16 protein-coding genes and 1 pseudogene are annotated in these 19,080 nt (G+C 29.7%); all 17 read left to right on the plus strand.

Annotated features, from left to right (window positions below):
* Positions 1-49: 49 nt before the first annotated feature.
* The 17 genes and pseudogenes from L6651_RS06020 (at position 50) to L6651_RS06100 (ending at position 18,890) form a co-directional block, all read left to right on the plus strand.
* Entirely contained in the window at positions 50-622 is a 573-nt protein-coding gene (locus L6651_RS06020) for a TetR/AcrR family transcriptional regulator (RefSeq protein ID WP_080350853.1), read from the plus strand.
* Positions 623-666: 44 nt separating this feature from the next.
* Entirely contained in the window at positions 667-1,245 is a 579-nt protein-coding gene (locus L6651_RS06025) for an MptD family putative ECF transporter S component (protein ID WP_002838928.1), read from the plus strand.
* Positions 1,245-1,925 (plus strand): energy-coupling factor transporter transmembrane component T family protein, encoded by a 681-nt coding sequence (locus L6651_RS06030; RefSeq protein ID WP_237037074.1) that lies wholly within the window; start codon positions 1,245-1,247, stop codon positions 1,923-1,925. The genes L6651_RS06025 and L6651_RS06030 overlap by 1 nt, the downstream gene beginning before the upstream one ends.
* Positions 1,922-3,370, plus strand: coding sequence for an ABC transporter ATP-binding protein (locus L6651_RS06035; protein ID WP_237037075.1), 1,449 nt, complete (start codon positions 1,922-1,924; stop codon positions 3,368-3,370). Before L6651_RS06030 ends, L6651_RS06035 begins: the two co-directional genes overlap by 4 nt.
* 12 nt (positions 3,371-3,382) lie before the next feature.
* Positions 3,383-4,735 carry an MATE family efflux transporter gene (locus L6651_RS06040; RefSeq protein WP_237037076.1) on the plus strand — a complete coding sequence of 451 codons (1,353 nt, stop codon included), beginning with the start codon at positions 3,383-3,385 and terminating at the stop codon, positions 4,733-4,735.
* A 37-nt stretch (positions 4,736-4,772) separates the two neighbouring features.
* Entirely contained in the window at positions 4,773-6,494 is a 1,722-nt protein-coding gene (locus tag L6651_RS06045) for an ABC transporter ATP-binding protein (RefSeq protein ID WP_237037077.1), read from the plus strand.
* Complete coding sequence (locus L6651_RS06050) at positions 6,487-8,223, plus strand: ABC transporter ATP-binding protein (protein ID WP_130820200.1); 1,737 nt, start codon at positions 6,487-6,489, stop codon at positions 8,221-8,223. Before L6651_RS06045 ends, L6651_RS06050 begins: the two co-directional genes overlap by 8 nt.
* 283 nt (positions 8,224-8,506) lie before the next feature.
* The gene (locus L6651_RS06055) at positions 8,507-8,917 is read left to right on the plus strand and encodes a sigma factor-like helix-turn-helix DNA-binding protein (protein WP_237037078.1); all 411 of its coding nucleotides are present in this window, start codon (positions 8,507-8,509) and stop codon (positions 8,915-8,917) included.
* Positions 8,918-9,333: 416 nt separating this feature from the next.
* On the plus strand, positions 9,334-9,501 hold the full coding sequence (locus L6651_RS06060; RefSeq protein ID WP_004838473.1) for a hypothetical protein: 168 nt from the start codon (positions 9,334-9,336) through the stop codon (positions 9,499-9,501).
* 98 nt (positions 9,502-9,599) lie between these two features.
* Entirely contained in the window at positions 9,600-11,318 is a 1,719-nt protein-coding gene (locus L6651_RS06065; RefSeq protein WP_237037079.1) for a recombinase family protein, read from the plus strand.
* Positions 11,311-13,053 (plus strand): recombinase family protein, encoded by a 1,743-nt coding sequence (locus L6651_RS06070; RefSeq protein ID WP_022620609.1) that lies wholly within the window; start codon positions 11,311-11,313, stop codon positions 13,051-13,053. The genes L6651_RS06065 and L6651_RS06070 overlap by 8 nt, the downstream gene beginning before the upstream one ends.
* Positions 13,046-14,566 carry a recombinase family protein gene (locus tag L6651_RS06075; RefSeq protein ID WP_237037080.1) on the plus strand — a complete coding sequence of 507 codons (1,521 nt, stop codon included), beginning with the start codon at positions 13,046-13,048 and terminating at the stop codon, positions 14,564-14,566. Before L6651_RS06070 ends, L6651_RS06075 begins: the two co-directional genes overlap by 8 nt.
* 189 nt (positions 14,567-14,755) lie before the next feature.
* The gene (locus L6651_RS06080) at positions 14,756-15,559 is read left to right on the plus strand and encodes a KilA-N domain-containing protein (protein ID WP_002842397.1); all 804 of its coding nucleotides are present in this window, start codon (positions 14,756-14,758) and stop codon (positions 15,557-15,559) included.
* Positions 15,560-15,628: 69 nt separating this feature from the next.
* Positions 15,629-16,249: pseudogene (locus L6651_RS06085) on the plus strand (ABC transporter ATP-binding protein); the annotation flags it as partial.
* A 9-nt stretch (positions 16,250-16,258) separates the two neighbouring features.
* Positions 16,259-16,843, plus strand: a complete 585-nt coding sequence (locus L6651_RS06090; protein WP_237037081.1) for an MptD family putative ECF transporter S component — start codon at positions 16,259-16,261, stop codon at positions 16,841-16,843.
* On the plus strand, positions 16,843-17,532 hold the full coding sequence (locus L6651_RS06095) for an energy-coupling factor transporter transmembrane component T family protein (protein ID WP_237037082.1): 690 nt from the start codon (positions 16,843-16,845) through the stop codon (positions 17,530-17,532). Before L6651_RS06090 ends, L6651_RS06095 begins: the two co-directional genes overlap by 1 nt.
* A complete protein-coding gene (locus L6651_RS06100) occupies positions 17,526-18,890 on the plus strand; it encodes an ABC transporter ATP-binding protein (RefSeq protein WP_237037083.1) in 1,365 nt (454 codons plus the stop codon). Before L6651_RS06095 ends, L6651_RS06100 begins: the two co-directional genes overlap by 7 nt.
* Positions 18,891-19,080 lie beyond the last annotated feature (190 nt).

Here is a 19,080-nt window from a genome sequence, read left to right on the forward strand (position 1 = left end):
ATACCGACATAGATGTCTTTAAGGAGGTGGTAGTATTTCTAGAGTGCGAATGAATGTTAAAGATAGATTGGATCAAATAAAAAAAGCATCAATAGCTGTATTTTTAAAAAAAGGATTTAGAAATACAGTTATGAATGACATTATGGAAGCTACTGGGCTTTCTAGAGGTGGTTTGTATCATCATTATGGTTCTACCTATGAAATTTTATACGACATTATGTTAGAAGGAAATAAATACAGAGAGAAGATAATCTATGATGAGATGAATAAAACAAGTCAGGATTTTAGCGAAGTTTTATCTGAGATTATTTTAGAAAAAATGCTATATCAGAGTGACTATGTTTCAATTTATGCAATGTTTTTGCAGGAATTAAATCATGACGATAAGTTAAAAGACTTATATAAGAAACTAAAAAAATCATCATCTGATAGTATTCTAATGTTATTTGATGAAGATGTAAGGGGTGAATTAAGTGAAGCTATCGAATTAATAACTGATTTGATTAACACATTTATTCTAGGTTGTGAAGTTCTAAATGCAAGAGAAAATTTTGTGAAGAACAAACTTGCATTAAAAAAAATGATAGGAATTATCTTAGATAATAATCTAAGTAAATCTTAGGGTTTACTCAGAAAGAAAAAACATATCTTAAATTGGAGGTTTATATGAAATTAAAAGATATCGTACAAGTTACAATTTTTACAGTAGTGGCGTTTATATTAAACATGGCTGTATCAACAGCTACAGGAATGTTAGGAACTTTATCCTTATATATAGCGGCAGGATTTTCTTCCTTTGTAGTAGCTCCGCCATTTATAATTATGGCTAAAAAATTACAAAAAAGAGGAATAGCTTTTATATTTTTCATGTTGCTGGGTGTATTTTATGCATTAAGTGGATATTGGCCAATGCTTATAGTAAATGCCATCGCAGCTATTGTAGCAGAATTAATTATAGGTAACTATAAAAATGATAATAGAGTTGCCTTAGCAGTATCTGCTGGAATGTTTGTTATTTCAATGCATGCAATGACATTTGTAAGACTACTTGGACCAGAAAAAATTGTTGAAGTTTTTAGCGTATTTACTAAAGAACAGGCTGCCTTTATGGATGCCTTTTTTACACCAAAGGCAATGCTAATCTCAATAGGCATTAATATCGTCTTGGTATTAATAGCAGGAAGATTTGGATTATATATAAATAATAAGTTTTTTAAAAAGAGTAAAAAATCAGGAATATTGTAATGGAAAACATAAGGAGAGATGACAACTGTCTTGTAAATCCTATAATCTTATTTGTTTTAATTTTAGCGTTTTCGATTATATTATTTATAACAGATGATATTGGCTACTATATTATGATAGGAATATCAATGTTTCTAACCTTAACTTTTTCCTTAAAACAATTTATTAAACAACTAGCAACAGTTCTTATCTTGTTAATTGTTGGCAAAACATTAACTATTATAGACTTAGGAATAGGTGGAAATGCAATTTTGGGTCTTGTAGAAATCGTATTAAAACTCTTTCCGATATTTATTATTGGCGGTATTCTTGTGAATACATCACCACTTAAAATGATGAGTTCACTTAAGTTTTTACACATTCCAAATGTGTTTGCTCTAAGCATAGTGATAGGAATGAAGTTTATATCAGAGATGGGGTTAAGGATTAAAGAAATAAAGAATGGCATGAAGGTAAGGGGACTAAGATTAAGTCCCCTCCATCCTATTATGTCTTTTGAACTTTACTTCATCCCTCTTATCTATAAATGTTTGCAAGTGAGTGAAACTTTGACTTCATCTATTATATCTAAAGGAGCAGAATATAGAGGGGAAAGGACTAATTATCATAAAATAACTTTTAATTTTTTTGATATCGTATTCTTACTTTTAGCTATTTTCTTATTGTGGAGGTCAATATGAATGTAATAGAAGCAGATATTAAAAAATTCTCTTATGACGGAAATGATAAGGTAATTTTAAAAGATATAGAGCTAAATATTAAAGAAGGGGAACTTGTTGTTATAAGTGGTTTATCTGGTTGTGGAAAAACTACGCTAACAAGAATATTAAATGGTTTAATTCCGAATCATTATCAAGGACAATTATATGGACAAGTATCTATTTTAGGAAAAAATATTTCGCAATATAACAATGGAGAATTGGCAAAATATATAGGAAATGTATTTCAAAATCCAACAGATCAGTTTTTCGCAAATATTGTTGAGGATGAGCTTGCCTTTGTTGGAGAAAATTTAGGAATGGATCTTTCAGAATTAAAGAAAAGAGTTGATGACTCTTTGAGTGTGATGGGAATTGAAAATTTAAAATATAGAAATATCAATTCTTTATCAGGTGGACAAAAGCAAAAAGTTGCTATCTCATCTACTCTTGTTTATGATACTAAAATAATTTTCTTTGATGAACCATCATCAAATTTAGACTATAGGGGAATAGTCGAACTTAAGAATATTCTTGAAAAATTAAAATCCTTAGGAAAAACGATAATAATATCTGAGCATAGATTGTTCTATTTAAATGATTTATATGATCGTTTTTTGTATATGAAAGATGGTAAAATCGAAAAAGTTTTTAAAAAAGATGAATTAACAGAAGAGGATTGTAAAAATTACTCTTTAAGAACAACTAACTATAATTTTTTGCTATCTGAAAATATTGATAATTGCAAAAATGTAGTTGAGGATATAAGAGGAGTTGGTATTTCTATTGGTAAAAAAGAATTAATAAAAAATTTAAATATAAGCTTATATGAAAATGAGATAATGGCGATTATAGGTAAAAATGGAGTAGGTAAAACGACTCTTGCAAGATCTTTAGCTGGTTTATTAAACTTTAAAGGCAAGACAAGCTTTGGGAGAAATAAAAAAGAAAGATTAAGAAACTCTTATTATATGATGCAAGATGTAGAATACCAAATATTTTTTGATACGGTGGAAAATGAGCTTTTACAAAAAGATAGAATTAATGACGTTGAATATTTAAATAGACTTAGAAACGAATTAAAACATATTGACCTTTGGGAAAATAGGTATGACCATCCACAAAATCTATCTGGTGGACAAAAACAAAGACTTGCTCTATTAACTGCTTGTTTAAGTGGTAGAAAACTAATAATTCTAGATGAACCTACGTCAGGTTTAGATTACAAAAGAATGAATGATATTTCTGAAATAATAAAAAGATATTCAAAAATATATCCTTTTGCCATAATAACTCATGATATAGAACTTATTTTTAAAGTTTGTAATTCTGTGTTAATGCTTGAAGAAGATGGATATAAGAAAGTATATGTTCAGGGACATGAAAAAGAAATTTTGAAATTTATTAAAGATGGACTGATTGTGTAAGGAGTTGATTTTTTGAAACAAGATATGAAAGAACAATTATTAAGCAAAAGACCTATAGACCTACTTTTTCAATTATCTATTCCTGCTGTAATAGGAATGATAGTAATAGGTCTTTATCCATTAATGGATGGAATTTTTGCAGGAAATATTATAGGACAAACTGCAATGACAGCTTGTGGTGTAGCTATGCCACTTACATTTTTCAATAGTGGTGTATCTACACTTATAGGCGTAGGTTCAGCATCGGTTTTATCAAGAGCTATAGGAAAGGGCGACAAAAAAACAGTTGATAAAATTATGGGGAATTTAATCTTTTGGGTTATTTTATTCTCATCAATTATTACAATAGGTGGAATTTTACTTGCACCACATTTTTTAGATATGGTTGGAGCAAGTGGAGAAATTAAAGAATATGGTATTAGATATTTACGCGTGATTTTCATTGGTTCATTATTTGTAAACTTTACTCAATCAGCAAACATGGTTATGCGTGGAGAAGGATTAATGAAAAAAGCCATGCTTATTATGGGGTTAGGAGCTTTCTTAAACATAATTCTTGATCCTATTCTAATGAAATTAATGGGGAAATATGCAATCGAAGGAGCAGCACTTGCAACTATTACAGCACAATTGGTTCAAGCAATAATAACACTCCATTACTTCAAATACAAAAGTAAATCTGTAAAAATAAATAAAATCAAATCTGATCAGGAGATAAAAAAAGAAATGTTTGGCGTAGGGTCATCTGCTATGATGATGCAAATTTTATTTATGATTCAACAAACAATGCTATATAAAATGTCATTTAAATATGGAGGAGATACAAATGCTATCTTAATGGCAGCAACTTTAAGAATATATGCCTTTTCCTTTATTCCACTTTGGGGAATGAGTCAAGGCTTGCAACCTGTTGTTGGTACAAACTTTGGAGCAAAAAGATATGACAGGGTAAAGGAGGCAATGAAGGTATTCTCCATTGGAGGACTTGTTCTTGCAGCCATATTTTGGCTACCAGTCTTATTATTTTCAAAAAACATCCTTTCCCTATTTGGAGTAGAAGAAAGTATTATAACTCAGGGAGTAGGAAACTTTAGACTATTTTATTCTATATTTATCTTATATGGAGTAATGGTTATGTCTATAACATTCTTCCAAGCAATAGGAAATGCTAAAAAGGCAGGCATAATCGTCATGCTAAGACAATTATTTTTATTCGTTCCTGCCATGATTATTCTACCAATGACATTTGGAGTTAAGGCAGTATGGTTTGCTGAACCTCTTGTAGATTTAATTATGATTTTAGCTGGAATAGCAATGATGATTGGAGAGCTTAATAGAATGCCCTCTGAAATAAAAAAAATATAATAAACTATTTAAAAATATTACTAAAGGAGGTTTTAAAGTGAATTTAGTAAAAGAATATGTAAATAAAAGAAAAGGCTCATATTTTATGTCAATCTTACTGGCAATAATTGGAGTAGTGGCTGGGCTTTTTTCTTATATATACATGGCGAAAATTATTGTGAATTTGATTAATGGCATAAGGGATATTAGCTTATATACTCCACTATGCATAAATATTTTAATAACATTTGTTATTAAAGAAGTGGCAGCAGGAATATCAACAAGTATTTCCCATACCGCAACTTTTAACTCATTAGGAGAAATCAGAAATGATATTTCTAAGAAACTTTTCAAGATGCCATTGGGAGATGTACTATCAAGATCATCTGGAGAATTAAAAAATATTATAGTTGAGCAAGTTGATTCTATGGAAACATCCCTTGCCCACTTAGTGCCAGAATTTACGGCAAATTTAGTAGGACCTATTCTATTGTTTATTTACATGTTTACACTAGATTGGCGTTTAACTTTATTATCACTAATTCCATTTGTGGTAGGAATGTCTATTATGATGTCTGTTATGAATGCTCATTATAAGGAAATGTTTGGAAAGTCAGTTGCAATTGGTCAACATATGAATAATTCCATTGTTGAGTATATAAATGGGATAGAAGTAATAAAGACCTTTAATCAAAGCGAATCATCTTATAAAAAATATGCTGATGCAGTTTATGACAATGCAAGCTTTTATTATAACTGGATGGGTGAATCTATGAATAGGGTTGCCATAGGTAGATTACTTTCTCCTATGGGAATTATTACCATCATACCCTTTGGGATTTTATTTTATATAAATGGAAGTATTGATTTAGGAAATTTAATTACCTTAATCGTCTTATCCTTTGCTACGGTTTCTAGCATTTTAAAAATCATGAACTATATGGACGACATGTCAAGAATATCAACTATAACTTCTGAAATAGGGAAGATTTTAGATTCAAGAGAGTTAGAAAATATCGACAAGGGAGAAAAAATAGAATCCTATAATATAGAACTTCAAGACGTAGACTTTTCTTACGATGGAAAAAATAAGGTTATAGATAATCTTTCTATGGAAATAAAAGAATCTTCTGTTTCAGCCCTCGTTGGTCCTTCTGGGTCAGGCAAGTCCACAATAGCAAAACTTATTGCTGGGTTTTGGAATGTAGATAATGGATCTATTAAAATTGGCGGAGTAGAAACAAAAGATGTGTCGCTCGAAAACTTGTCTTCACTTATTTCTTTTGTATCCCAAGACAATTTCCTCTTTGATATGACTATAAAGGAAAATATTAGGCTTGGAAATAAGAATGCCTCTGACGAAGAAATTATAGATGTATGTAAAAAATCTGCCTGCCATGATTTTATTATGAATCTATCTAATGGTTATGATACAAGAGTTGGCGAAGGTGGAGGTCATCTATCTGGAGGAGAAAGACAAAGAATATCTATTGCTCGTGCCATGCTAAAAAATGCACCAATCGTAATTTTAGATGAAGCAACTTCTTATATAGATCCTGAAAATGAAGCTCTCATACAAAACGCCTTGGCAAATCTAGTTAAGGGTAAAACTTTAATCATAATTGCTCATAGGTTAAAGACAATTGTTGATGCAGATAGGATATTTGTTATTAAAGATGGTAAATTGGATTCTTATGGAAATCATAAAGAACTATTAAAGTCATCAGAGCTTTATAAGGAAATGGTTGATGCCAATGTAAGGGGTGATGAAAATGCTTAAGGTGTTTAAAAAGATATGGAATTTTTCTAAGGAAGAACAAGCAAATATTAAAAAATCTATTCTGGCTGGATTCTTTCATGCAGTATTTAATGCTCTACAATTTGGTGCAATTTACTATATGTTGGTAAATATACTCTCTAAAACTTTAGACTATAAGGCTATCTTTATTTGTCTTGGAATATTAGTTATATCCCTTGTTGGAAAGATAATGACACAAAAATCATCACAAATGGCACAAACACACGCTGGATATTTTATGGCAGCCCATAAGAGAATAGAAATAGGAGAAAAAATAAAAAGAGTTCCTATGGGTTTCTTTTCAAGCTTTTCACTAGGAAGATTAACTACTATTGCTACATCTTCACTTTCCCAAGCAGAAATGTGGGTGCCTATGCTTTTGGTTCTTGTACTTGGTGGAGTTTTAAATACTTTAGTCTTTGTCCTTGGAACTTTAATTTTTAACGTAAAGGTAGGACTGGTTGCTGTAGCAGGTGTGATAGTATTTTTCATCGTTACATCAATGATGGAGAAAAAATCATCAGCTAATGCAGACAAAATGACAGAAACACAAACAAGACTTACAAAAGAAGTATTAGCAACTTTACAAGGAATGCAGGTTATAAAATCCTATAATCTTGGTGGAGAAAATAACAGAGCTTTAAGAAAGTCTATAAAAGATACATCAAGAATACTCTTAGACCTAGAAAAATCTGTAGCACCATACACAGTTATTCAAAGAATTGTAATGGGAATAACAACAGTAGCTATGGTCTATGTATCATTAAAATTAAATTTATCTGGTGAACTTCCACTTGCTGAAACAATTCTTATGATTATAGCATCATTTATTATCTTTGAAGGCTTAATCGGGGCAGGATCAAACATGGCAATCCTAAGAGCTTGCGAAAATGCCATAGATTCTGTAGGTTTTATAGACTCAATGCCTGATATGAGAGAAGGAAGTATTACAGAGTCTATAAAAAATCACAACATAGACTTTAAAAATGTATCATTTTCCTATGATGATAGACCAATTTTAAAAAATGTATCAGCAGAGATAAAAGAAAATACCATGACTGCCATAGTTGGTCCATCTGGATCTGGTAAGACTACATTTTGTAATCTCATAGCAAGATTTTGGGATGTAAATTCTGGCGAGATTTTAATTGGTGGAAAAAATATAAAGGACTATAAGATAGAAAATCTTATGAATTCAATTTCCATGGTATTTCAAGATGTATATCTCTTTGAAGATACAATTGAAAACAATATAAAATTTGGAAAACAAAATGCAAGCCATGAAGAAGTTGTAGAAGCTGCAAAAAAAGCAAGATGTCATGAATTTATAGAAGCTTTACCAGAAGGCTATGACACTATCATCGGAGAAGGTGGAGCAAGTCTATCTGGTGGAGAAAAACAAAGAATTTCCATTGCAAGAGCTATGCTAAAAGATGCAGACATAATTATCTTTGATGAGGCAACTGCAAATATAGATCCAGAAAATGAAGATAAACTTAAAGAAGCAATAGAATCATTAACAAAAAATAAGACGGTAATTATGATTGCCCACAGACTAAAGACAATTAGAAATGCTGACCAGATTTTAGTCTTAAAAGATGGAGAAATAGTAGAACGTGGAAATCATGAAGAACTGATTAAAAATAATGGACTTTATTCTGACCTTATAAATGCAAAAGCTAAGGCAGAATCATGGAAGTTAAATAATTAATAGAAAGAAATATTTAAAGTCTTTGAACAGGAAAATTTTTAATAGTAAGAGCTTTAACTAAGAGAATGGAGGTAAAATATGCAAAAAAATATTATTAAAATAAATTTACCTTTTTTCTTTGGCTTACGCTGTTTACAAGCTAGATAACTCAGTTAAAAATTTAAATACAATTACTATTAGAAAGAGTTTCTTTCATTCTAGAGGACTAACCATGCCCAAGAGCAGGAGTCCTCCTTTTTTTGTCTGAAAACATAAAGACAAAAAAAGAATGGAGGAAACATAAATGACAAAAGAATATTACCTTTATGTCGGTGGACAAAAAATCAAAGTAAGTGAGCAGATATACAAAGCCTACTGGCAAGAAAGAGAACATGAAAAATATTTAGAGCAGGTGGACAAGAAAAACCACTTGCTATTTTTTTCGTCTCTAAATCACGATGGGAATTTTGAAAATAATCTAGAAGATAAAAATGTTGATGTAGAAAAAGTTGTCGCAACACAAATGATGATTGAAGCACTAAGAAATGCTATGTTAAAGTTAAATGAGGAGGAACGGGAAATAATTGAAAGATTATATTTCAATGATGAAACACTTCGTGCAGTAGCGAAGACTCAAAATATCTCACATCCAACTTTAATTAAAAGACGAGATAAAATTTTAGAAAAACTAAAGAAATTTATAGAAGAACTATAAATTATGGTTACCAAAGAGGGCAAATTTTCCTTTATAAAGTGAAGGGGAATTTTGTCCTCTTTTATATAAAAAAAGAAATTAATAGAAATTTGAACCTTGACAACTGAATAGACCAAGACAGGACATTAACCATTTGTGGAGCTTTATAATTTCTTCGCCATGACTTTTCTGCTGATAAGGATTTCGGTTTAAATAAATACTCTAGTTAAAAGAAGGATAAAAGAAAACGAGCGACAAAAAGAAATTATATATTCAGCCTAGGAAACTGATGCACTGAAGCAAATGGGGATAATGATACTTCTACAGTTGTTGCCGGCTCATCTTGAAAAGGGGCGGTGGTGAAATTCCAATGTCGTGACCTACACGCCTGTTAATGTCAAAAAACTTAAAAAAATTAAAGATAAGGAGAAAATATTATGTGTGATGAACATAATATAAATACAGAAATGAAAACAGATAAAAAAGATAAACAGATGATAAATCAAATTGATGGTTGGAATATAGAAGTTAAATTTAATGAAAATGGATTTAGTTTAGAAAATTTAGTAGAGGAATACATCAAAGAAAAAATTTCTGTCTATTAAGGGATGACAAAAAATATAAGGAGCGTTATAATATTTTTGTGGAAGCCTAACCTTGGTTTGATTTATTGTATGTAAATTGAATTAAAGGAGGCTTTTTTATGTTTAAAAACAATTTAGCAAAAGAAAATTTGGCAGTTATGTATTTAAGATTATCAAAAGAAGATGGCGAAAAAACAGAAAGTAACTCTATATCCAATCAAAGAGAAATTATAAACTCTTATGCAAGAAAAAATCAAATTACAATTGTCAAAGAGTATGTGGATGATGGGTATTCAGGTGCAAATTTTGATCGTCCCAATTTTAAAGAAATGATAAAGGCTGCCTATGATAGAAAGTTCAATACAATTATTGTAAAGGACTTATCAAGATTCGGAAGAGATTATATAGAAGCTGGAAAATATATTCAAAGAATATTTCCGGAAAACGGTATAAGATTTATATCAGTAAATGACAATTACGATAGTAAAAGTGCAGATATAAACGATACACACCTTATACTTCCTATAAAAAACTTCATCAATGACAGTTATTGCCGAGATATTTCCAATAAGGTAAAAAGCTCTCAAAAGATAAAAAGAGAAAAAGGAGACTTTATCAGTGCTTTTGCACCTTATGGATATAAAAAGTCTGAGGAGAATAAAAACAAGTTAGTGATTGATAAAGAGATATCGGATATTATCAAAAATATATTTGATATGAAACTCTTGGGATATTCCTCAAAGGCAATTGCAGATGAACTAAATCATTTAGGAGTTTTAACTCCAAGAAAATATAAAGAAAGTCAAGGATTTAAGTGTAATGGATTTCAAAACACAAAAGGTGGAACCTGGTCAGCAAAGACAGTAAATAGAATTATAGAAAATGAAGTATATATTGGAAATACCTTACAAGGAAAGAGTGTTACTTTAAGTTACAAAAATAAAAAGCAGATAGAAAAAGAGAAAGAAGAATGGATAAGAGTAGAAAATACCCATGAAGCAATTATAAGTAAAGAAGTTTTTACTATTGCAAATACTATGTTAAAAAGAGATTTGAATAATTCTCGTGGAAAGGACAAAATTGATATTTTTACAGGAATGCTTTTTTGTAAAGAATGTGGAAGTTCTTTGATTAGAAGGACTGTAAAGTATAAAAAAAGAGAAGAGATATTCTATATCTGTTCAAAGTACAACAAGGAAAAATCTTGCACAAGACACAGCATAAAAGAAGAAACCTTGATAAAAGCAGTATCTAAAATAATGAAGTCCTACATTGAATTTAATGAAAATCTATATTCTAAAGTTCAGCGTATAGATATAAATAAAAATTTGAAAGACAATCAAATTCCCATACTAAAACGAGAAAAAGCAATGACAGAAGAACTCTTATCTTCCCTATACCTTGACCTAAAAGAAGATGTTATTAGTAAAGAAGAATATCAACTTTTTAGAAAAAACTATACAGAGAAATTGACTAAATTAGATGAAAGTATCAAGTATAGATTGAAAAAACAGGAAGATACTAAGGAGAAGATTGACAAAAATAAGAGTTGGATCATCGACATTAACAAGTATAAAAATTTATCTGAAATAGATAGATTGTCTGTTGTGATGCTTATTGATAAAATTTTTATTTCTGAAGATAAGACGATAGATGTTAGGTTTAATCATACTGAAGAATTGTCTTTACTTGAAGAAATGACAAAAATGGATAAGTCTGACATTAAAGCCAACACTATAAAAAAGAAAAGTATCGATAAAAGCAGGAAGTCAAAAACTATACCCACTGTTATGAATAAAAGTCTTGTAAGCGCTGAAAGTGAGGTATGCTGTGGCTAGAACAAAAAATAGGCATATATCACAATCAGGAACAGAAGTTGGAAAAGTGATTGAAAAAATATACATTGCCGGTATTTATGCTAGATTATCACAGGAAAGAAAGGAAGCTTACAGGGATAAAAGTAATTCACTTGAAATGCAGGAAGAACTCTGTATAAATGCTGCAAAAGAAAAAGATATAAAGATTTTAAGAGTATACAAGGACTATGAGTATTCTGGAACAAATTTTAAAAGACCTGCATTTATTGAAATGATGGAAGATATCCGAACAGGTAGGATAAATTGTATCATAGTAAAAGATATGTCAAGGTTTGGTAGAGAGTATTTAGAAATCGCAAACTATATCGAAAAAGTATTTCCATTTTTGGGAGTTCGATTTATTTCCGTAAATGATAATCTTGATACTAAAGACGGTATAAAATCAGATCAGAGTTATGAAATAGCAATAAAAAATATCTTCAATGATTTATACGCAAAAGATATTTCAAAGAAAATAAAAGCATCTAAAGAAATAAAAATGAAACAAGGGTCTTTTATAGGAGCGATGGCTCCGTATGGCTATAAGGTTGATAAAATTGATGGAAAAAGAGTTCTGGTGATGGACGAAAAGGCAGCAGATGTAGTAAGACTTATCTTTTATATGGCAAGTCAAGGTAAATCCAATATGCAAATAGCAAGAGAATTGACTAAAACATATACGACACCTGATGAATATAAAAGAACAGGTAAAATTTTTAAGGATAAAGAAGATACAAAACAATGGGATATTTCTTATATATCAAAAATGCTTTCTGATGAAGTATATATTGGGAATTTGATTCAAAGAGTATACTCAAATAGACATGATCCAAGTAGGAAAAGTAAGTTTCGTGATAAAGAAGAGTGGATTATAACAGAGAACACCCACGAAGGTTTAATAGACAAAACTACATTTGAAAATATCAGAGAGATAAAGGAGAAAAAACAAAACTATCTACCTTACCATTCACTGAAAAACATAATAAAAGACGGAAAAGAAAATGTTGGAGTAAAAATTCAAAGAGATCATAAAAAAGAAGGAAAGTATGACGACCTCATACAGTGCAGTGTTTGTGGCAGATATTTGAAAAAACAATATGGACCACGAGGACTGAAATATCATGATGAGATTTGCTATTGTTATTATTGTAAAGGTGGAGATAGATTAAACTTAGAAAAATCTCATGTAAGAATATACGAAACAGACCTAGATAAAATTTTAGTAGATACCTTAAAAAGACTGGTTTCAAGCTTTTATAAAAAGGATAAAAGATTACGACTAAAAATATATTTAGAAAATATAAGTACTGAAAAGATAAATCAAGTTTCTCTAAAAACAGATGTAAATAATAAAAAGATTGCTTCTCTTAGGATCAATCTACAAGAACAATATGAAAACTATGTTAAAGGAGAGGTTCTTTTAAGTGATTTTAAAATAGAAAGTAAAAAAATAAATAATCAAATAAAAACCTTAAAAAATGAATTAAAAGTTTTTGCTGAAAGAATAAGAAATATAAAAAAGAAAAAAAGAGAAATTATAGAATTTATAGATGTACTATTTTGCTGCTTGGATGCTAAAAGCATAGAAGTTGATAAAGAATTGGTCGATACATTAATTAGTCATATAGAAATATCAGAGTATAAGCAGGTTACCATATATTTTAAGTTTAAACTTGATAAAGATGTGGGAAAGCAGTTGGAGGTAGAGCATGAATAAGATAGCTATATATTTAAGACTTTCTGAAGAAGATTATCACAAAGTGGATGAAAGTGAAAGTATAGCAAATCAAAGAGATTATATAAAAAGCTACATTGAAAATGAAACATCTTTAAAAAGTTGTGAAATAGAAGAATATGTAGATGATGGATATTCTGCTACTAATACAAATAGACCTTCCTTTTTAAGGCTTATTGAGGATATAAAGAGTGGTAAAGTGGGAACTATAATTGTAAAAGATATGTCTAGGTTTTCAAGAGATTATATTCTACTTGGGGATTATTTGAGCAATATATTTCCATTTTTAAAAATACGATTTATAGCTATCAATGATTGTTATGATTCCATAAACGAAAATGGAAATGGATTAGATATGGATACACAGTTTAAGACATTGTATTATGATTTATTCAGTAAGGAATTATCTGAAAAGGTAAGAAGTTCTATTAGGCAAATTAAATCGCAGGGGAAAAATATAAATTGGGCAGCACCTTTTGGATATATTAAAGATCCTAAAGATAAACATAGTATCATCATTGATGAAAAAACAGCTTTTATAGTTAAAGAAGCTTTTGATTTATTGCTAAAAGGATATTCCTGTATTCAAGTGGCTAATATATTTAATGAAAAAGGTTATATTACACGCTCTGAACGAAAAGAAGAACTGAAACTTTCTGATTATACTGGAAATTTAATTACTGGAAGTGAAGTAAAGAAAAGAGTTTGGACAAACGCAGCTATCTCACAGATTACAAGGAACGAACTATATACAGGAGATTATGTATATAATAAATTCAAAGAAACAAAAATAGGTGGAAGAAAAAGAATTTTACTTCCTGAAGAGGAGTGGAAAATACTTCCAAATACCCATGAAGCTATTATTTCCAGAAAAGTGTTTGATAAGGTTAAGAAAATAAAAGAAAAACGAAGTTTTGGGGGATATACAGGAAACAAAAATCGTTCTATTTTTTCTGATAAGATTTTTTGTAAAGAATGTGGTAGACATATGAGTTTACGATGTGACAGTAGACAAAAGAAGAATTCAGATAAAATATACAAGTATAAAAGTTATTATTGTAATTTATGTAAAGCTGAGAAAACACCAAACAATATCAAAGAGAAAGATATTATTGAACTTATAAAACCAAAATTAAAAGATTTTAAGATTCAAAATACATTAAATGAAGAGAAAGTTATAGAACACAAAAATGTAAAAGAAGAGATTCTAAAGGAAATATCCATATTAAACAGCAATTTACAAATCATCTATGAAAACTATAAAAAGAAAAATATTTCAAAAGAGGAGTATCTAAAGGAAAAAACTTTTATCCAAGATAAAAAGATATTATTAGAGAGTAAATTGGAAGAATTGAAGTCAGAGAAGATTGATCCAAGGAAAGAAACGGATATTACAGTCTTAGACGAAGAAAGTTTATTGAAGGCTTATTTAGACAATAAAATTGATAAGATAATTGTATCAAGAAGTGGAGAAATAGAAATTGTAGAAATATAGATGGATAGTATTAAAAGTAACTTCTAATCTCGCCAACTTTAATTTTAATACGCCAAAATGAAAATAATGACGAGAAAATTCGAGAAAATAAATAGTACTGTTTATTATGAGACGATAGGGTAAATATTTAGGAACAAACAAAAAAATGATATAATTATAGTTAAAATGAGATATTGTGAGGTGATTTTTGTGTCTAAAATAAATGTAGAAGGATCAGAAATTAGCATTATTGCCATAGATAATAGAGATTATATTTCTTTAACCGACATGGTTAGAAATGTTGAAAATGGTGTGGCACTAATAGAAAAATGGCTAAGGAATAAAAATACAATTGAATTTTTAGGAATATGGGAAGAAATGTATAATGCGAATTTTAATTCCACCGAATTCGAGGGAATTAAAAATGAAGCAGGTTTTAATCGTTTTATTTTATCGGTTAAACAATGGGTCAATAAGACGAATTCTATCGGAATTGTTGCCAAAGCAGGAAGATATGGTGGAACATATGCACATAAAGACATAGCTTTTGAATTTGCGTCTTGGGTATCACCTTATTTTAAGCTCTATCTTATTAAAGAGTTTGAGCGCTTAAAAGAAGAAGAACAAAAACAATTAGGTTGGGATATCAAGAGGAATTTAGCTAAGATAAATTACAAAATTCATACAGATGCAATTAAGAATAAACTTGTCCCTGAGAAATTATCAAAGGAAAGAATAAACTATATCTATGCAAGTGAAGCAGATATATTAAATGTAGCTTTGTTTGGAATGACAGCAAAAGAATGGCGTGAAAATAATCCGGAGTTAAAAGGAAATATGAGAGACTATGCTGATATATCACAATTAGTGTGTTTATCAAATCTTGAGAACTTAAATGCTGTTTTTATAAATGAGGGAATGGATGCAACTGAAAGGATAGAAAAATTAAATGCAATTGCTATTGAGCAAATGAGGATTCTAACAGAAAGTGAACGTATAAAAAAGTTAAAATAAAAGTTTTGTTTATAAATTAGGCGATAGAAATATCGTCTAATTTTATGTAACAATTGCTTGACATTGTAGGGTAAAACAACTATCTTGAAACTTATATCAAGACTTTATGATTATGACGATGGACAAATCTTAATTGATGGTAAAGACATAAAAGAAATATCAACAGAATCCCTTTTTGACAAGGTATCAATAGTTTTCCAAGATGTAGTTCTCTTTAATCAAAGCGTTATGGAAAATATTAGACTTGGTAAGCAAGATGCAAGTGACGAAGAAGTTAAAAGAGCAGCAAAACTTGCAAACTGCACAGACTTTATAGAAAAAATGGATAAGGGTTTCGATACAGTTATCGGTGAAAACGGTGCTGAGCTATCAGGGGGAGAAAGACAAAGGTTATCTATCGCCAGAGCATTCTTAAAAGATGCACCAATACTAATATTAGATGAGATAGCAGCAAGCCTTGATGTTGACAATGAGAAAAAAATTCAAGAGTCTTTAAATAATTTAATTAAAGATAAAACTGTTGTCATCATTTCACATAGAATGAAATCCATAGAAAATGCAGATAAGATAGTAGTTCTTCAAAACGGAATAGTAGAAAGTGAAGGCAAACATGAAGAGCTTTTACAAAAATCAAAAGTTTACAAGAATTTAATAGAAAAGACAAAAATGGCAGAAGAATTTATTTATTAGGAGGTTAAAATGGATAATAAAAAATTAAAAGTAAAAGATTTAGTAACTATCGGTGTTTTTGGCGTAATTTATTTTGCCTTGATGTTTGGAGTTGGTATGATGGGAATGATTCCAATATTGTTTTTAGTTTACCCAACAGTTTTAGCCATAGTTGCAGGAACTGTAGTTATGTTATTTATGGCTAAGGTTCAAAAACCATGGGCACTATTTATATTTGGTATGATATCACCGCTTGTGATGTTTGCTATGGGACATACTTATGTAGTTGCAGTCTTATCACTTATAGTAATGACAATAGCAGAATTAATTAGAAAGATTGGTAATTACAATTCATTTAAATACAATATGCTTTCTTATGCAATCTTCAGCACATGGATATGTAGCTCTTTAATGCAAATGCTTTTAGCAAAAGAAAAATATATGGAGATGTCTTTGATGATGATGGGAAAAGATTATGTTGATGTATTAGAAAAGTTAATAACTTATCCTCACATGGCTTTAGTAGCCTTAGGTGCTTTCCTAGGAGGAATTCTTGGAGCATATATAGGCAAGGCTCTATTGAAGAAACACTTTGAAAAAGCAGGCATTTTATAATGCCTAACTTTTCTTCAAATGCTCCCTTTAATCCCAACCCCATTAGTAAGATATTAGTTGTATTCATCACAGGCTTAACAGTTGTGCATAGCATAAATATCCGTTTTGAGCTAGCGATTGTATGTCTTATTGGTATTTTATTTTATTTGAATGGGTACAAAAAAACACTTTTCAAATGGATAGTTTTATGTGGAATACTTTATTCGCTACCAAATTTTATGGTTCTATCTACACTAAACCCAATAATTAAGATGTTTTTGAGTATACCTATTGTAATTAGAATGTTTATTTTACCATTTATGGCTGCTAGTTTCATGATAAAGACCTCTGATGTAGGTACAATAATTTCGTCAATGGATAAGCTTAAGATCTCAAAGAATGTATCCATACCTATTGCGGTTATGTTTAGATTTTTTCCATCATTTAAAGAAGAGAAGAAAAACATCAAAATGGCTATGAGAGTAAGAGGAATAAATTTTAAAAACCCAATCGAATATTTTGAATATGTTTCAGTGCCACTACTAATTATATCTTCAAACATTGCAGATGATATTGCAAAAGCGGCAGAAACAAAGGCAATAGAAAATCCAATTACTAAGACTAGATATATTCCTGTAAAGGTACAGCCTATAGATTTTGTATATGTTTTAATCATTATGGGGCTTGTTGTAGGAGGCTTAATATGGTAGAAGTTAAAAATTTAAGCCTTGATTATGGTGAAGAACATATATTAGATGGTATATCACTATCCGTAGCCGAGGGAGAGTGCGTGCTATTTACAGGAAAAAGTGGAAGTGGTAAGTCATCTTTAATAAACTCTATAAATGGACTAGCTATAAGGTATGATAACGCAAAGACAAAGGGCGAAATAATTATTGATGGTAAGAATATAAAAGATTTGGAGCTTTATCAAATCTCAATGCTTGTTTCAACTGTTTTTCAAAATCCTAAGACATATTTCTTTAATGTAAATACGACATTAGAATTATTATTTTATTTGGAAAATATCGGTCTTGCGAGAGAAGAGATGGACAGGCGTTTAAAGGATATGCTTGAAATATTCCCGATAAAAAATCTTTTGAACAGAAATATATTTAATCTATCCGGCGGTGAGAAACAAATACTTTGCATTGCCGCTTCTTATATAGCAGGCACAAAGATAATAGTTATGGATGAACCTTCATCAAATTTGGATATTAAAAGCATAGATGTTTTGACGAAGATGCTTAAAATTCTAAAAGAGAGAGGAATAAACATAATTGCAGCTGAGCATAGAATTTATTATTTGATGGACATAGTTGATCGTGTCTTTATAATTGACAAAGGTAAGATTAAAAAAATTTATACAATAAATGAATTTTTAAAGCTAGATAAAAATGAATTGAACGCTTTAAGTTTAAGAGATAAAGAATTAAGTAAATTAGAAGTTCCTTATTTAAAAGAAGGCGGAGAGTATCAGATAAAAAATCTTAGCTATAAATTTAATGATGATGAGTGTTTAAGCTTAAAAGACATTTCGTTTAAGCTTGGTAAAATATATGGCATAATAGGATTCAATGGACAAGGAAAGTCAACGCTCTTAAGATGTTTAATAGGTCTTGAGAAAAAATCAAAAGAAGAAATTTATTTTAAAGGAGAGAAACTATCTAAAAAAGAAAGACTAAAAAACTCTTCGCTTGTTATGCAAGACGTAAATTATCAATTATTTACAGATGAAGTATTCAACGAGCTTAGCTTAGGAGTAAAGAATTTTGACGAGGAAAAAGCAAAAATCATATTAAAAGATTTAGGTCTAGATGAATTTATTGAAAGGCATCCGATGAGTTTATCGGGAGGACAAAAGCAAAGACTTGCAATAGCATCTGTTATGTGTAAAGATTCTCGGTTTGTCTATTTCGACGAACCTACAAGTGGTATGGATTATTCAAATATGATAAAAATATCGGAATTAATCAAAAAATATAGAAATAAAGATAAAATAATTTTTGTAGTCTCCCATGATATAGAATTTTTGAACGAAGTTGCAGATGAAATTTTTCAATTGTAAAATAGAGTCTGTTAAACCTGTCTACAGAACTGGGGAATTATTTATAAATTTAAAAGACACTAAGATATGTTGATGTTTATTAGAAAATTATCTTCAGGATTTTTACGGTATTTATAAACTTCATAATATTTATTTATAGTATTAATATTTTCCATACCTTTAGGGAATTTCTTTATTTACTTATCATAAT

Origin of the sequence: Mediannikoviicoccus vaginalis (assembly GCF_928097925.1) — a bacterium.
Classification (GTDB): Bacteria; Bacillota; Clostridia; order Tissierellales; family Peptoniphilaceae; genus Mediannikoviicoccus; species Mediannikoviicoccus vaginalis.

Coding starts and splice junctions, on each gene's coding strand:
- L6651_RS06075 (WP_237037080.1), top strand. CDS start 13,046: ATGAATAAGATAGCTATATATTTAAGACTTTCTGAAGAAGATTATCAC.
- L6651_RS06030 (WP_237037074.1), top strand. CDS start 1,245: ATGGAAAACATAAGGAGAGATGACAACTGTCTTGTAAATCCTATAATC.
- L6651_RS06095 (WP_237037082.1), top strand. CDS start 16,843: ATGCCTAACTTTTCTTCAAATGCTCCCTTTAATCCCAACCCCATTAGT.
- L6651_RS06020 (WP_080350853.1), top strand. CDS start 50: ATGAATGTTAAAGATAGATTGGATCAAATAAAAAAAGCATCAATAGCT.
- L6651_RS06050 (WP_130820200.1), top strand. CDS start 6,487: ATGCTTAAGGTGTTTAAAAAGATATGGAATTTTTCTAAGGAAGAACAA.
- L6651_RS06100 (WP_237037083.1), top strand. CDS start 17,526: ATGGTAGAAGTTAAAAATTTAAGCCTTGATTATGGTGAAGAACATATA.
- L6651_RS06055 (WP_237037078.1), top strand. CDS start 8,507: ATGACAAAAGAATATTACCTTTATGTCGGTGGACAAAAAATCAAAGTA.
- L6651_RS06065 (WP_237037079.1), top strand. CDS start 9,600: ATGTTTAAAAACAATTTAGCAAAAGAAAATTTGGCAGTTATGTATTTA.
- L6651_RS06025 (WP_002838928.1), top strand. CDS start 667: ATGAAATTAAAAGATATCGTACAAGTTACAATTTTTACAGTAGTGGCG.
- L6651_RS06035 (WP_237037075.1), top strand. CDS start 1,922: ATGAATGTAATAGAAGCAGATATTAAAAAATTCTCTTATGACGGAAAT.
- L6651_RS06090 (WP_237037081.1), top strand. CDS start 16,259: ATGGATAATAAAAAATTAAAAGTAAAAGATTTAGTAACTATCGGTGTT.
- L6651_RS06060 (WP_004838473.1), top strand. CDS start 9,334: ATGTGTGATGAACATAATATAAATACAGAAATGAAAACAGATAAAAAA.